The following is a 13,469-nucleotide window of genomic DNA, read 5'->3' as shown; positions in this document are numbered from 1 at the left end:
AGCGTACCCAGCGCCGCCGCGCCCGCGGCACCCCCGAGCAGCGTGCGGCGGGAGAGCGTGCCGGCCATCAGGCGCCGTCCATCGCCACCGGCGAGCCGACCCGCTGGACCTTCTGCGTACCCGCCCGAACCCGGTAGGACCGCGCGTGCGACAGCGCGCTCGCCGCGTCCTCCTTGTTGGCGAGGAAGAACCAGTCCATCTGCGCGGCGGCCGGCGTCACGTCGAGCACGCAGGCGCCGTGCGAGTCGACCTCGACCCACTTGATGTGCCGGTTCAGCGCGGTCAGCGCACCCTCGATGACCGGGCCGATCGTGCGCGGCGGCACGCCGGCGATGTCGTCGATGTTGTCCGAGGTGACCGACGTGGCGACGAACTCGACGGCCACCGACGGCGACAGCGGGTAGGTGCCGGCGTCGCGCGGCACGTCGCACGCCCACGACGAGTGGATGTCGCCGGTGAGGAACACCGTGTCGCGGATCCCGTTGTCCACCAACGTGTTCAGCAGCTTGCGGCGGTCGGCTGCGTAGCCGTCCCACTGGTCGGGGTTCACCACGCCGCCGTCGCGCGGCAGGCCGAGCAGCTCCAGCAGCGGGCCGAGCAGGTCGCTGGGCAGCGGCGGGACCAGTACCGGGGCGACCATCACGGAGTTGCCGACGAGCTTCCACTGCGCGCCGCTGCCGACCAGGCCGTCCTGCAGCCAGGCCAGCTGCTCGGGGCCGGTGATCGTCCGGTTGGGGTCGTCGACGTCGCCGTCGAACGGGTCGGCCTGCTCGGAGCGGTAGCTGCGCAGGTCGAGCATGTTCAGCTCGGCGAGCAGGCCGAACCGCAGCCGCCGGTAGATCCGGTCGGCCTCGCTGCGCACCGGCATCCATTCGAAGTACGCCTGGTGGCCCGCGGCCTTGCGGGCGGCGTAGTCGCCCTCGGTGTCGGGCTGGTGGTTCTCGGCGCCGTCGGACCAGGCGTCGTTGGCGACCTCGTGGTCGTCCCAGGTGGCGATGACCGGGACCACGGCGTGCAGGCGCTGCAGGTTCTCGTCGGTCTTGTACTGCGCGTGGCGCTGCCGGTAGTCGGCGAGCGTGAGGATCTCGTGCGCCGGCACGTGCGGGCGCACGCCCCCGCCGCCGCCCTCGTAGACGTAGTCGCCGAGGTGCAGCACGGCGTCGAGGTCGCCGCGCTCGGCGAGGTAGCGGTAGGCGGCGAAGTGGCCCTGCGGCAGGTTCGAGCAGGACACCACGCCGAACCGCAGCCGGGAGATCGCGGCGTCCGCGGCCGGGGCGGTGCGGGTGGCGCCTACGGCCGACACGGCGTCGGCGAGCCGGAAGCGGTAGTGGTACGCGGTCGCCGGTGCGAGCCCGGTCGCGTCGGCCTTGACCGTGTGGTCGCGGTCCGGGCCGGTTGTCACGGTCCCCGAGCCGACGATGTTCGCGAAGGCGGCGTCGGTGGCGATCTCCCAGGTCACCTCGACCGTCGGGCCCTGGCCCGAGCCCGGCGTCGACTCGGGCGTGGGCGTGACCCGGGTCCACAGCAGCACCGCGTCGGGCAGCGGGTCGCCGGACGCCACGCCGTGCGTGAACACCGGGTCGTTGGGTTCCGCCCAGACCGACGAGGCGGTCGCCACCGCGCCGCCCACCGCGAGCCCGGCCGCGGCCACTCCCGATGCCTTCAGGACAACACGCCGGTCGAATACCTGTGACATAGTCCGGAATTTTGTCGCAACAGCCCCCGGTCCCATACAGCCGTTCTTCGTAAACATCAGGTACACATTTGCCAGTTACTCCCGGTAGGTTACTCATGGTAAGTTCGGCCGGACCCGACGACGAGGAGGCGGCATGTTCGGCAGGAAGAGCGTGCGCGGAAAGGTCGTGCTGATCACCGGGGCGGCGCGGGGCATCGGCGCCGGCGTGGCCCGGGACCTGGCCGGCCGCGGCGCCAAGCTCGCGCTGGTGGGCCTGGAGGCCGACGAGCTGGCCAAGGTCGCCGCCGACTGCGGGCCGGACGCCGGCTGGTGGGAGGCCGACGTGACGCGCTGGGCGGACCTCGAGGCGGCGGTCGCGGCGGTCGTCGAGCGGTACGGCCGGATCGACGTGGTGCTGGCGAACGCCGGTATCGCGGCCACCGGGTTCACCCGCTCCATCGACCGCAAGGCGTTCGAGCGGGTCATCGACGTGGACCTGCTCGGCGTGTGGCGCACGGTCCGGGTCACGCTGCCGCACCTCATCGAGGCGAAGGGCTACGCGCTGCTGGTGTCCTCGGCGGCGGCGATCGTGCACATCCCGGGCAACGCGGCGTACTCGGCGGCCAAGGCGGGAGTCGAGGCGTTCGGCAACTCGCTGCGCGCGGAGGTCAAGCACCTCGGCGTGGACGTCGGCGTCGCACACCCGACGTGGATCGCCACGGACATGGTCGACAACGCCGACGCGCACCCGGTGTTCGGCAAGATGCGGCGGTCGAACAAGGGGATCGCCGGCAAGACCTACCCGCTGTCGGTGGCCGTCGACCTGATCAGCGCGGGCATCGCCGCGCGCGCCCGCGTCGTGCACGTGCCGGGCTGGGTCGGCGTGGCGAAGCTGATCCGCGCGCTGCTGCCGCGGCTCGTCGAGCGGGAGGCGCGCAAGCTGGTGCCGGCCGCGGACGAGGCGGTGCTCAAGGACATCGCGGAGCGCGGCGAGGTGGAGTCGAGCCTGGTCGGCCCGGGCGGCAGGGCTGCGGCGCGCAGCTCGGGTGCGCTATAACGCAGGCGTAGTCGAGGCCGGGGAGGCGCGGATGTCGCGGCGAGGGCAGATCACCATGAGCGCCGAGGAGATCAGCGATCTCCTCGGCGAGGGCAAGGTCGCGAACTTCGCGACGGTGGGGCCGAACGGCCGGCCACACCTGGTGCCGCTGTGGTACTTCCCGCGCGGCGAGGGGCTCGCGACGTGGACCTTCCGCAAGTCTCAGAAGGCCGCGAACCTGCGCCGGCTCGCGCAGGCGACGGTGTTGGTCGAGACCGGCGACACCTACGACCAGCTGCGCGGCGTGTCGATGGAGTGCGACGTCGAGCTGGTGGAGGACACCGAGAAGATCGCGCTGCTGGGCGTCGAGCTGATGCGCCGGTACAACCCGAGCGAGCAGGCGGCCACGGCGGCCACCCAGTTCGTCCGGCTGCAGGCGCCGAAGCGGGTGGGCCTGATCTGCACGCCGACGAAGATCGTCAGCTGGGACCACCGCAAGCTCGGCGGCGGCTACTGAGCCCACTCGCCGAGGACGATCTTCCACTCGTGGATCGTCCGGCCCGCGGCGACTTCCTCGGAGGTGTAGGGATCCTCGCCGAGCAGCCGGTCGAGCTCCTCGCGGTCCGCGACGCGGTAGATCGCGAACCCGGCGGAGTCGTCGGCCCACGGCCCGGCGGCGGTGACCGTGCCCGCGTCGACGAGGCGGCGCAGGTACTCGCGGTGGCGCGGGCGGGCCGCCGCGAGCCGGTCGCGGTCGTCGGTGTAGGTCGTCTCGACGGTGAACCAAGCCATGTTTTCGAACGCTACTGGTCGCTGTCCGCGGACGGTGTCGCCCCGGTACGGTTTTTGACGTGAACGGCGACGGTGCGTACAGCGCGGAGCGGAGCGTCGAGCGCACGCTTGGGCATCTGCGGGCCATCGACACGGGGAGCTACGCGGTACCCGGTAGAGAGCCGGCGCCGCTCACCCTCGAAGACCTGTACCGCACTCACCGCATGCGCCTGGTCCGACTGGCGGTGCTGCTGGTGGACGAGCCGGCGACCGCGGAGGACGTGGTGCAGGAGGCGTTCACCGGGCTGCATCGCAACTGGGGCAACCTGCGCGACGGGGCCGCCGCCGTGGGCTACCTGCGAACCGCGGTGGTCAACGGCTCGCGCAGCGTCCTGCGGCGGCGCAAGACCGCACGCGAGTACACGCCGCCGCACCAGGTGAACGCCCGCTCGGCGGAGAGCCTGGCGATGCTGACCGCGGAGCACCAGTCGGTGGTGCGCGCGCTGTCGCAGCTTCCGCCGCGGCAGCGGGAGGTCCTGGTGCTGCGCTACTACGGCGACCTGTCGGAGGCGGAGATCGCCGACGCGGCCGGCATCTCGAAGGGCACGGTGAAGTCCACCGCGAGCCGAGCGCTGGACGCCCTGCAGAAGATCATGCAGCCGCCGAACTGAGCTGCCGCCGAACTCGACGCGCCCCGCACTCCCGCGCCAACCCGGAATCCCTGCACCGAACCTCCGCGCGCCCAAACCCGGCCACCAACCCGAATCCCCGCGCCCCCACACCACGCCGTCCACGCAAACCCCGAACCTCACGCCCGCGCACGTACATGCGCGCACCCGTGGATGGCAGCCCCCACCCTCTCCGGGGGCACCCCTCACAGCCATTCTATCGGGGGAGGGTGTCGGTGCGGGCGTTGTGGATCTTGGTTGTGGACAACTCCGGCCTTGTGGACAACCCTGTTGATCTGTTACTCAGGACCCAAACTCTTTGGTATCTAGTTAATCGTCCCCAGGTCATCGCGAGCGGCTATGGTATAGACCAATAGGGTCGGGTCGTGGTTCGAGGGAGTGGCATGGCTACGCAGCTGATCGCCGGGGGCCGGGTCGCTACGGCGGACGGCGTGCTCGATCCCGGCTGGGTGCTCGTCGAGGACGGCTCGATCAGCGCGGTCGGGGCCGGCGATCCGCCCGACCGGCCCGAGCACGCCGAGCGGACCGAGGCCGGTGGCGCCTGGGTGGTCCCGGGCTTCGTCGACATCCACTGCCACGGCGGGGGTGGCGCCGCGTTCACCGACCCCGCCCAGGTCCGCCACGCCGTCGAGGCCCACCGCCGGCACGGGACGACCACGATGCTCGCGAGCCTCGTCTCCCGGCCCGTCGACGAGCTCGTCGAGCAGATCGCCGAGCTGCGCGAGTACGTCACCGGCGGCCTGCTCGCCGGCATCCACCTCGAGGGCCCCTTCCTCTCCGCCGCCCGCTGCGGCGCCCACGACCCCGCCGTGCTCCGGCCGCCGGAGGCCGCCGCGGTCGACACGCTCCTCGCCGCCGGGCGGGGCACCATCCGGATGGTCACGATCGCCCCCGAGCTCGACGGCGCCGTGCCGGCCGTCAAGCGCCTCGTCGACGCGGGAGTGCTCGCCGCGGTCGGCCACACCGACGCGCTCGCCGAGGACGTGGTCCCCGCCGTGGACGCCGGCGCGAGCGTCGCCACCCACCTCTTCAACGGCATGCGCCCGCTCCACCACCGCGAGCCCGGCCCGATCGGCATGCTCCTCGACGACGAGCGGGTGACCGTCGAGCTCATCTGCGACCTCGTCCACCTGCACCCGACCGTCGTGCGGCTCGCCGCCCGGCACGTCGGCACCGGCCGGACCGTGCTGATCACCGACGCCATCTCCGCCGCGGCCGCCGGCGACGGGGTCTACGACATCGGCGGCCTCGAGGTCACGGTGACCGACGGGGTGCCCACGCTCGCCGGCGGCGGGTCGCTCGCCGGCAGCACGCTGACCATGGACGCCGCGTTCCGCAACCTCGTGCACAGCTGCGGGCTCGGCGTCCTCGAAGCGGTCAACGCCGCCTCGACCCGGCCGGCGGAGCTGCTCGGCCTCGGCAACGTCACCGGCCGGCTCGCGCCCGGGTACGCCGCCGACCTGGTCCTGCTCGACGAGGGCCTGCACCCGAACGCGGTGATGAAGAGCGGCACCTGGGTATAGCGTCAGCCGCGTGACCGACGATCCGGAGCGGCTGGTGTCCGAGGCGCTGCGCGCGCACGCCGCCCGCACGCCGCTGCCGGAACCGCAACAACAGCCACAACAACAGCCGCAGCAGAACGACCAGGCCAGCCCGGTGCTCGGCAGCTACGGGCTGCTCTCCGGCAGCGGGGTCTCGCTGCCCGCCGCCGACCACCCCACGATCCGCGCGCCCCTGCCGCAACACGCGACCAGCCGCCTCGAACCCGACCGCGGGATCGCCGGCGGCTGGGTGCTGCTGCTCGCCGTGGTGCTGGGGCTGGCCGCCGGTGCGGTCGTGGGCCTGCTGACCCTGCTCTGACGTTCGGTACCTTGGGCAGCGTGACGTTTGCGACCGCCGCCACCCACACCATGCTCCTGCCGTCCTGGCTCGACCCCGAGGTCATCCTGCGCGCGATGGGGCCGTGGGCGGTCGCCGTGCTCTGCCTGATCATCTTCGCGGAGTGCGGGCTGCTGCTCGGGTTCTTCCTGCCCGGCGACTCGCTGCTGTTCACCGCGGGTCTGTTCGTGGCCACCGGCGCGATCGCGACCCCGCTGTGGCTGGTCTGCCTGCTGGCCACGGCGTGCGCGTTCGTCGGCAACGTGTGCGGCTACTGGATCGGTGCGAAGGCCGGTCCCGCGCTGTTCAACAAGCCGGAGTCGAAGCTGTTCAAGCAGGAGTACGTCGACAAGACGCACGAGTTCTTCGACAAGTACGGCGCCCGGGCCATCGTCCTCGCGCGCTTCGTGCCGATCGTGCGGACGTTCATCACCGCGATGGCCGGCGTCGGCCGCATGGACCCGAAGCGGTTCTTCGTCTACTCGGCCGTCGGCGGGATCCTGTGGGCGACCGGCATCACGATCCTCGGCTACTTCCTCGGCCAGATCGAGTTCGTGCGCGCCAACATCGAGGCGATGGCGATCCTCATCGTCGTGCTCTCGCTCCTGCCGATCATCGTCGAGGTGATCAAGGCGCGCCGGGAGAAGAAGCGCCTGACCCAGGTCGCGCTCGACGAGGCGGCCGAGGCGACCGACAAGCTGTAGGCGGTCAGGTCATCGAGAACATCGAGCCGGGGTTGAACAGGTTCCCCGGATCGAGCGCGGCCTTGATCGTGCGGTGGACGCGCATGCCGACCGGGCCGACCTCGCGTTCCAGCCACTCCCGCTTGATCTTGCCGATGCCGTGCTCGCCGGTGACCGTGCCACCTAGGGAGAGCCCGACCGCCAGGATGTCGTGGAACGCCTGGTTCGCACGCTCGAACTCGTCCTCCGACGACGGGTCGTAGACGATCGTCGGGTGCATGTTGCCGTCGCCGGCGTGCCCGACGACCGCGACCCGCAGGTCGACCTCCTTGCTGATCCGCTCGCACGCCGAGATCAGGTCCGCGATCCTGGTCCGCGGCACGCACACGTCGTCGGTCATCCAGGCGCCGTAGATCTCCAGGGCCATCAGCACGGCCCGGCGCGCGGCGAGCAGCAGCTGCCCCTCGGCCGGGTCGAACGTCGAGTGCACAAGGTCCGCGCCCACGTCCTCGCAGACCTGCTCGATCGCGCGCAGCTCCTGGCGGGCCGCCTCGCCGCCGGAGTCGGACTGGCACAACAGCAGCGCCGCGCAGCCCTTGCCTGCGCCGAGCTCGGTCTTCAGGTGCGTCTCGACCGCCTCGATCGACGTCGAGTCCATGATCTCCATCAGGGAGGGGACGATCCCCTCGCGCACGATCCGGCTCACCGCGGCGCCCGCGGCGGCGACCGTGGAGAACGCGGCGACCATCGTGCCCGGCGCCTGCGGCAGCGGCCGCAGCGCGAGCGTCGCCTGGGTGATCACGCCGAGCGTGCCCTCGCTGCCGATGAACAGCTTGGTCAGGTCGTAGCCGGCCACGCCCTTGACGGTCCGCCGGCCGGTCCTGAGCAGCTCACCGTCCGCGAGCACGACCTCCAGGCCCAGCACGGAGTCCGTTGTCACGCCGTACTTGACGCAGCACAGTCCGCCAGCGTTCGTGGACAGGTTGCCGCCGATCGTGCACCAGTCGTAGCTGGAGGGGTCCGGCGGATAGAACAGGCCGTGCTTCTCGACCGCCCCGCGCAGGTCGAGGTTGACCACGCCCGGCTGTACGACCGCGAGCCGGTTGTCCGGGTCCACCTCGACGATCTCGTTCATCCGCGTCAGCACGAGCATCACGCAGCCGTCGATCGCGTTGGCCGCGCCGGACAGCCCGCTGCCCGCGCCGCGCGGCACGATCGGCACGCCCGCCGCCGCGCAGGCACGCACCACCGCCTGCACTTCCGACGCATCACCAGGCAGGACGACGGCGAGCGGGTCGCCGTGCGGGGCGAGCGGCATCATGTCGCGGCGGTAGCTGTCGGTGACATCGGAGTCGACGAGCACCGCGTCCTTGCCCAGCGACGCGGTGAGGTCGGCCAGCAGGTGGTCGTGGGTGGTCACAGTTGAACCGTAACCGCCACACGGAACGTATTTCGAGTCCTGGACGTCGACTCTTAGTCACGAGAGCCACAAGAAACCGGTGCCGAACCGAAATCGTGTCCAAGACTTTCGGATGGGCAAAGTTCCTTGTGCATCATTTACAGTCAATAAGTCTGATCGATGGCGACGGGCGAAGGAGGTGATGCGCGATGGTGCGTCCCGGTCCCGAAGCCCCGCGCGTCGACCTTGCCGTCGACGCCATTCTCGACCAGTCTCCGAGCCCGGTACCGACCACGCCAAGCGTGCAGAGCCGGGCTCTCGCGCAGCTGATGATGAACGGCGTGCGGCCCATCGGCGACCGGTTACCCATCACCCGCAACCCCGCGCTGCAGATGGTTCGCGAGGCCTTCGACACCGTGGGCCTGACTCCCGCCCCGCGCGGCACCCGCTGCCGTTCGGTGGACGAGGACACCCCCGGCGGCTCCGTTCGCGGCATGTGGGTCACCGGCCGCGGCGCGGACTCCTCCGCCGGCGTGCTGCTCCACCTGCACGGCGGCGGCTTCGTCTTCGGCTCCCGCAAGACCCACCGGCACTTCGTGGCCGCGCTGTCGGTCGCGACCGGCCGGCCCGCGTTCCTCCTGGACTACCGGCGCGCGCCCGAGCACCCGTTCCCGGCCGCGGCGGACGACGCCCTCGCCGCGTACCGCTGGCTGCTCGCCTCCGGCTACCGACCCGAGCAGATCGTCGTCTCCGGCGACTCGGCGGGCGGGCACCTGACCGCCGGCCTGCTCGCGGACCTGTCCCGGCGCCGGCTGCCGATGCCGGGCGCGGCCGTGCTGTTCTCCCCGTTCCTGGACCTGACCGGGGCCGAGCTCGACGACCGGGACGCCGTGCGGCGGGACCCGTTCGTGCCGCCGCAGCGGGCGCGGGAGTGCGGGGACAGCTACGCCGGCGAGCACGCGGGCAGCCGCCGCCTCGACGTGCTCGGGGCGCCCAAGCGCCGCTGGCCGCAGCTGCTGATCCAGGTGGGCGACACCGAGTGCCTGCTGGGCGACTCGGAGCGGATGACGGAGAGCGTGCGCGCCGCCGGCGGGCACTGCGAGCTGCAGGTCTGGCCCGGGCAGGTGCACGTGTTCCCGGCGTTCTACCCGATCCTGCCCGAGGGCCGCGCGGCGATCCGCTACGTCGGCGACTTCGTGCGCGCCACGACGTCCGTGGCCGCGGCCGCGTAGCCCGGGTCCGGTCGAACACCGCGCGAACCCAGGGCGAACACGGTGCGTGGCGAACCCCGCGCCTGGTTGGCCATCAGGTTGAGGAAGGGCCAATAAGACCCCGCTGCCGCGTGGCCGCGCGCGGAGGCACGTACTCTACCTGTCGTGTCCACAGCCCTGGCCGAGGCGAGCGAGCAGGCCGCCGGCGTGCTCGAGTCCGCCGGGCCGGTCATGGTGTGGCTGATCGTGCTCAGCTTCGTTTTCACCGAGTGCGCGTTCATCGTCGGCCTGTTCCTGCCGGGCGACTCCCTGCTGTTCGCCGCCGGCGTGGTGCTCGCCCAGCACGACAACGAGGCGAGTGCCTGGGCGCTGTCGCTCGCCGCGACGGTGACCGCGGTCGTCGGCAACATGGTCGGGTACTACATCGGGAACAAGACCGGCAACGCCCTGATCGCCCGCCGCGGCGGCAAGGTGCTCAACCACGAGAACCTGGCGCGCGCCCGGGACTTCCTCGACCGGCGCGGCTTCTGGGCGATCGTGCTCGCCCGGTGGCTGCCGTGGATCCGCACGCTGGCCCCGCTGATCGCGGGCGCGGCCAACATGGACCGCCGGCGGTTCCTGCTCGCCACGTCCATCGGTGGCGTCGCCTGGGTGCCGACTCTCGTGCTGGTCGGCTTCTACGGGGCCGGACTGATCGAGGGCCTGCCGTGGCTCAAGACGGTCGCGTTGTGGGGCAGCATCGCGTTCTTCGTGGTGGGCACGGTGTGGGGGGTCCTGCGCTACCGCCAGGAGATGCACCGTCCGGTCGAGACGGAAGCCGTCAGCGCCAAGGCCGGCGACTGAGCCTCGGTCTCGGCCTGCAAAAGATCCAGTAACGGCGGCCGTTTCGGCGCGCGGCTGGGGCAGTATGGCTGAGTCGGCCCGCCCCCAGCACTGGGCCGGAAAGGACTCTGATGCCCACGTTGACCGGGGTTCACCATGTCGCGCTCACCGTGACCGACGTGGATCGGAGCGTCCCGTGGTACGAGCGGGTGCTCGGGTTCTCCACGATCGGCAGGGACGACACGGACTCCGGACAGCGCAAGGTCTTCCTGCGCGGACCGGGGTTCGGCATCACGCTGACGCTGGTGCAACACCCCGACGCGGACCGGTCGCTGTTCGACGAGCGCCGGCCTGGACTGGACCACCTGTCGTTCAGCGTGCCCAACAACGCGTGCCTGACCGAGTGGACCGACCGGCTCACCGAGCACGGCGTGACGTTCTCCCCGATCACCGAGGAGCAGTCCGCGCCGGGCACGAAGGTGATCGCGCTGCGCGACCCGGACGGCATCCAGCTCGTCCTGTGGGCCCGCGAGGTCTGACCCGGTTACCGCGCCGAGTCCAGGCGCTCCAGCAGCGCCGCCGCCTCCATGGTCATCCACGCGGACAGCTGGACGGACAGGTCCCGCTCGACGAGACGCTGGCGCGAGGACCGCGGCTCCTGCGCCGGGCGCGACCACTCCGGGCCGTAGACCGGTCCGCCTCGGGCCAGCGACCGGTTTCGCCAAGCGGCCTCGGCCGAGGCCAGCACCAGCCGCGACGCGGTGTCGCCGGCGGTGGAGCCGAACTCGGGCAGCCGGGCGGCCGCCCGCGCGAGGTAGCGGGCCAGGATGCCGGCGAACAGCCCGCCGTCTCCGCCGCCCTTGCCGCGCAGCACGTCCTGGTCGGCGAGGTGCGTGGCCACCGCCTTGATCGTCCGCTCCGCCCGGGTCACCCACACGCCGGACGGGTCGCCCTCGGCGAGCTCGACGCAAGCGCCGAGGAACACACCTTGGCAGTAGGTGTAGACGGTCTTCACGGTGTCGCGGATCGCCCCGTCCGGCTCGACGTAGAGCCCGTCCCAGAGCAGGCCGGTCGCCGGGTCGACGAGGACCTGCTCCATCCACTCGGTCATCGAGCGGGCCCGCTGCCGGTCCGTCCGCTCACCGCCCGCGGCCGCCCACCGGGCGAACAGGATCGCGGCCGGGCCGTTGGCCGGCACGTTCTTGAAGTCGCCGCCGCGCTGCCACCAGATCCCCCCGCCGGCGTGGTCGGTCCACTCGCCGCGCAGCTGGTCGGTGATCCGGGTCAGCGGCTTGTGGACGGGGACGTCCTCGCACTCGTGGGCGCGCAGCAGCGCGAGGCCGAGCCAGGCGATGTCGTCGTTGAGGTCGTTGGTCCAGATGCCGAAGTTGCGCAGCCGCACGCCGCGTACGACGTTGTTGATCGTCGAGGCGCGGCCGGGGTGGGGCTGGCGGTGCTGGGCGTCCACGAGGCAGTCGAGCAGGTGCGCCTGCCACCAGTAGTTCCAGTTCCAGTGCAGGCGCTGGCGGAAGATCGGCGGCCACGCGGCCACGCCGAGCCGGGTGCCGGGCAGGGCCCAGACCCGGCGCAGGTGCCGGTTGAGGATCGCGCGCTCGGTGACCGCGGCGCGCGCCGCCCACAGCGGCGGAGTCTCCTCCGCGGCGCTATCCGCGTAGTCCGCCTTCTGACTCACCCCTCTATGTTTACGGCTTGATCGGTTCCGAAGTGTCCGCCGGACGAGTGATGTCACCATCCCGTGTCAAAGTGGAGGCCATGACGACTGCGCACGTGACCTGTCCGCTGTGCGAGGCGACGTGCGGGCTCGAGGTGACGCTCGACGGCTCCCGGGTCACGGGCACCCGCGGCGACGCCGCGGACGTGTTCTCCCACGGGTTCATCTGTCCGAAGGGCGCCTCGCTCGGCGCGCTGCACCACGACCCGGACCGGCTGCGTGCGCCGCTGGTCAGGCGGGGCGGCGAGCTCGTCGAGGCGACCTGGGAGGAGGCGTTCGCCGAGATCGACCGGCGGCTGCCGCCCCTGCTCGCCGAGCACGGCCGGGACGCGGTCGCGATCTACGCCGGCAACCCGTCGGTGCACAACATCTCGACGGCGCTGTACGGGCCGGCCTTCTACAAGGCGGCCGGCACGAAGAACTTCTACACCGCCGGCACGGTCGACCAGGTCCCCAAGCAGCTCGCCGCCGGGCTGATGTTCGGCCACCCGCTGACCGTCCCGATCCCCGACCTCGACCGGACCGGGCACCTGCTGCTGCTCGGCGCGAACCCGCTGGTGTCCAACGGCAGCCTGATGACCGCGCCGGACGTGCGCGGGCGGCTGCGCGGAATCCACGACCGCGGCGGCAAGATCGTCGTGGTCGACCCGAAGCGCTCGCGGACCGCGGAGATCGCCGACGAGCACCACGCGATCCGTCCGGGCACCGACGCGCTGCTGCTGTTCGCGCTGGTCAACGTGCTGTTCGCGGAGGACCTGGTGGCGCTCGGCCAGCTCGCCGAGCACGTGGCCGGGGTCGCGGAGGTGCGCGCGCTCGCGGAGCCGTTCACGCCGGCGGCGGTCGCCCCGGTCACCGGGCTCGCCGCCGCCGACATCGAGCGGATGGCGCGCGAGCTGGCCGCGGCCGACCGCGCGGCGGTGTACGGCCGGATCGGCACCACGACGCAGGCCTTCGGCACGCTCGCGAGCTGGCTCGTCGACGTGCTGAACACGCTGACCGGCAACCTCGACCGCGAGGGCGGCGCGATGTTCCCGCTGGCCGCGGCCGGGCAGGCGAACGCGCGGCCGGGTCCCAGGCGGCCGTGGACGGTCGGCCGGTGGCGCAGCCGCGTGCGCGGGCTGCCCGAGGTCATGGGCGAGCTGCCGGTGGCCACGCTGGCCGACGAGATCCTCACCCCCGGCGAGGGACAGGTCCGTGCGCTGGTGACCGTGTGCGGCAACCCGTGCCTGTCGACGCCGAACGCCGGCCGGCTCACCGAGGCGTTGGCGCGGCTGGACTTCATGGTGTCGCTGGACGTCTACCTGAACGAGACGAGCCGGCACGCGGACGTGGTCCTGCCAGGGCCGACGCCGCTGGAGCGACCGCACTACGACGTGGCGCTCTACCAGCTCGCGGTGCGCAACGTCGCGAACTGGACGCCCGCCGCGCTGCCGGCGTCCGTGCCGCAGGAGTGGGAGACCATGCTGGCGCTGACCGGCATCCTGGCCGGCATGGGCCCGTCGGCGTCGGTGCCCGCGCTCGACGACATGGTGGCCGCCGAGGCCGCGCGCCGGGCCGGGGTGGACGTGTCGGC

General features: G+C 72.1%; 14 protein-coding genes. 10 read left to right on the top strand and 4 right to left on the bottom strand.

Going from position 1 to position 13,469, the window contains the following annotated elements; translation table 11 throughout:
• Positions 1-67: 67 nt before the first annotated feature.
• Complete coding sequence (locus tag ACRDSK_RS25310) at positions 68-1,696, bottom strand: alkaline phosphatase D family protein (protein ID WP_431443751.1); 1,629 nt, start codon at positions 1,694-1,696, stop codon at positions 68-70.
• Between the two features lie 133 nt (positions 1,697-1,829).
• Between ACRDSK_RS25310 and ACRDSK_RS25305 the strand changes: the two genes are divergently transcribed.
• Entirely contained in the window at positions 1,830-2,732 is a 903-nt protein-coding gene (locus ACRDSK_RS25305; protein ID WP_431443750.1) for a short-chain dehydrogenase/reductase, read from the top strand.
• 31 nt (positions 2,733-2,763) lie between these two features.
• On the top strand, positions 2,764-3,228 hold the full coding sequence (locus ACRDSK_RS25300) for a pyridoxamine 5'-phosphate oxidase family protein (RefSeq protein WP_431443749.1): 465 nt from the start codon (positions 2,764-2,766) through the stop codon (positions 3,226-3,228).
• Here the strand turns inward: ACRDSK_RS25300 and ACRDSK_RS25295 are convergent.
• Positions 3,222-3,503: a YciI family protein gene (locus tag ACRDSK_RS25295; protein WP_431443748.1), complete on the bottom strand. Its 282-nt coding sequence runs from the start codon at positions 3,501-3,503 to the stop codon at positions 3,222-3,224. The genes ACRDSK_RS25300 and ACRDSK_RS25295 overlap by 7 nt on opposite strands.
• Positions 3,504-3,562: 59 nt before the next feature.
• Here ACRDSK_RS25295 and ACRDSK_RS25290 point away from each other — a divergent pair, with 59 nt between their 5' ends.
• The 4 genes from ACRDSK_RS25290 to ACRDSK_RS25275 all read left to right on the top strand — a co-directional run bounded on the left by ACRDSK_RS25290 (position 3,563) and on the right by ACRDSK_RS25275 (position 6,753).
• Positions 3,563-4,153, top strand: a complete 591-nt coding sequence (locus tag ACRDSK_RS25290; RefSeq protein WP_431443747.1) for a SigE family RNA polymerase sigma factor — start codon at positions 3,563-3,565, stop codon at positions 4,151-4,153.
• 401 nt (positions 4,154-4,554) lie between these two features.
• Positions 4,555-5,694, top strand: a complete 1,140-nt coding sequence (gene nagA, locus ACRDSK_RS25285; RefSeq protein WP_431443746.1) for an N-acetylglucosamine-6-phosphate deacetylase — start codon at positions 4,555-4,557, stop codon at positions 5,692-5,694.
• Between the two features lie 10 nt (positions 5,695-5,704).
• Positions 5,705-6,031, top strand: coding sequence for a hypothetical protein (locus ACRDSK_RS25280; RefSeq protein ID WP_431443745.1), 327 nt, complete (start codon positions 5,705-5,707; stop codon positions 6,029-6,031).
• 20 nt (positions 6,032-6,051) lie between these two features.
• Positions 6,052-6,753: a DedA family protein gene (locus tag ACRDSK_RS25275; protein ID WP_431443743.1), complete on the top strand. Its 702-nt coding sequence runs from the start codon at positions 6,052-6,054 to the stop codon at positions 6,751-6,753.
• Positions 6,754-6,757: 4 nt separating this feature from the next.
• Here the strand turns inward: ACRDSK_RS25275 and ACRDSK_RS25270 are convergent, their stop codons facing one another.
• Positions 6,758-8,152, bottom strand: coding sequence for an FAD-binding oxidoreductase (locus ACRDSK_RS25270; RefSeq protein ID WP_431443742.1), 1,395 nt, complete (start codon positions 8,150-8,152; stop codon positions 6,758-6,760).
• Positions 8,153-8,433: 281 nt separating this feature from the next.
• Between ACRDSK_RS25270 and ACRDSK_RS25265 the strand changes: the two genes are divergently transcribed.
• The 3 genes from ACRDSK_RS25265 to ACRDSK_RS25255 all read left to right on the top strand — a co-directional run bounded on the left by ACRDSK_RS25265 (position 8,434) and on the right by ACRDSK_RS25255 (position 10,703).
• The gene (locus tag ACRDSK_RS25265) at positions 8,434-9,363 is read left to right on the top strand and encodes an alpha/beta hydrolase (protein WP_431443741.1); all 930 of its coding nucleotides are present in this window, start codon (positions 8,434-8,436) and stop codon (positions 9,361-9,363) included.
• Between the two features lie 210 nt (positions 9,364-9,573).
• On the top strand, positions 9,574-10,185 hold the full coding sequence (locus tag ACRDSK_RS25260) for a DedA family protein (protein ID WP_431443753.1): 612 nt from the start codon (positions 9,574-9,576) through the stop codon (positions 10,183-10,185).
• A gap of 110 nt (positions 10,186-10,295) precedes the next feature.
• Complete coding sequence (locus tag ACRDSK_RS25255; RefSeq protein ID WP_431443740.1) at positions 10,296-10,703, top strand: VOC family protein; 408 nt, start codon at positions 10,296-10,298, stop codon at positions 10,701-10,703.
• Positions 10,704-10,708: 5 nt separating this feature from the next.
• Here the strand turns inward: ACRDSK_RS25255 and ACRDSK_RS25250 are convergent, their stop codons facing one another.
• The gene (locus tag ACRDSK_RS25250) at positions 10,709-11,857 is read right to left on the bottom strand and encodes a glycoside hydrolase family 76 protein (protein ID WP_431443739.1); all 1,149 of its coding nucleotides are present in this window, start codon (positions 11,855-11,857) and stop codon (positions 10,709-10,711) included.
• A gap of 80 nt (positions 11,858-11,937) precedes the next feature.
• Between ACRDSK_RS25250 and ACRDSK_RS25245 the strand changes: the two genes are divergently transcribed.
• Positions 11,938-13,469: molybdopterin-dependent oxidoreductase (locus ACRDSK_RS25245; protein WP_431443738.1), on the top strand; the 1,532-nt coding region annotated here is incomplete at its 3' end.

Origin of the sequence: Actinophytocola sp. (assembly GCF_050699915.1) — a bacterium.
In the GTDB taxonomy this organism is placed as follows: Bacteria; Actinomycetota; Actinomycetes; order Mycobacteriales; family Pseudonocardiaceae; genus Actinophytocola.
The sequence above is the reverse complement of the archived record's forward strand: the minus strand, read 5'-3'. Positions and strand labels throughout refer to the sequence as shown.

Coding starts and splice junctions, on each gene's coding strand:
- nagA (WP_431443746.1), top strand. CDS start 4,555: ATGGCTACGCAGCTGATCGCCGGGGGCCGGGTCGCTACGGCGGACGGC.
- ACRDSK_RS25305 (WP_431443750.1), top strand. CDS start 1,830: ATGTTCGGCAGGAAGAGCGTGCGCGGAAAGGTCGTGCTGATCACCGGG.
- ACRDSK_RS25260 (WP_431443753.1), top strand. CDS start 9,574: ATGGTGTGGCTGATCGTGCTCAGCTTCGTTTTCACCGAGTGCGCGTTC.
- ACRDSK_RS25300 (WP_431443749.1), top strand. CDS start 2,764: ATGTCGCGGCGAGGGCAGATCACCATGAGCGCCGAGGAGATCAGCGAT.
- ACRDSK_RS25310 (WP_431443751.1), bottom strand. CDS start 1,696: ATGTCACAGGTATTCGACCGGCGTGTTGTCCTGAAGGCATCGGGAGTG.
- ACRDSK_RS25255 (WP_431443740.1), top strand. CDS start 10,296: ATGCCCACGTTGACCGGGGTTCACCATGTCGCGCTCACCGTGACCGAC.
- ACRDSK_RS25295 (WP_431443748.1), bottom strand. CDS start 3,503: ATGGCTTGGTTCACCGTCGAGACGACCTACACCGACGACCGCGACCGG.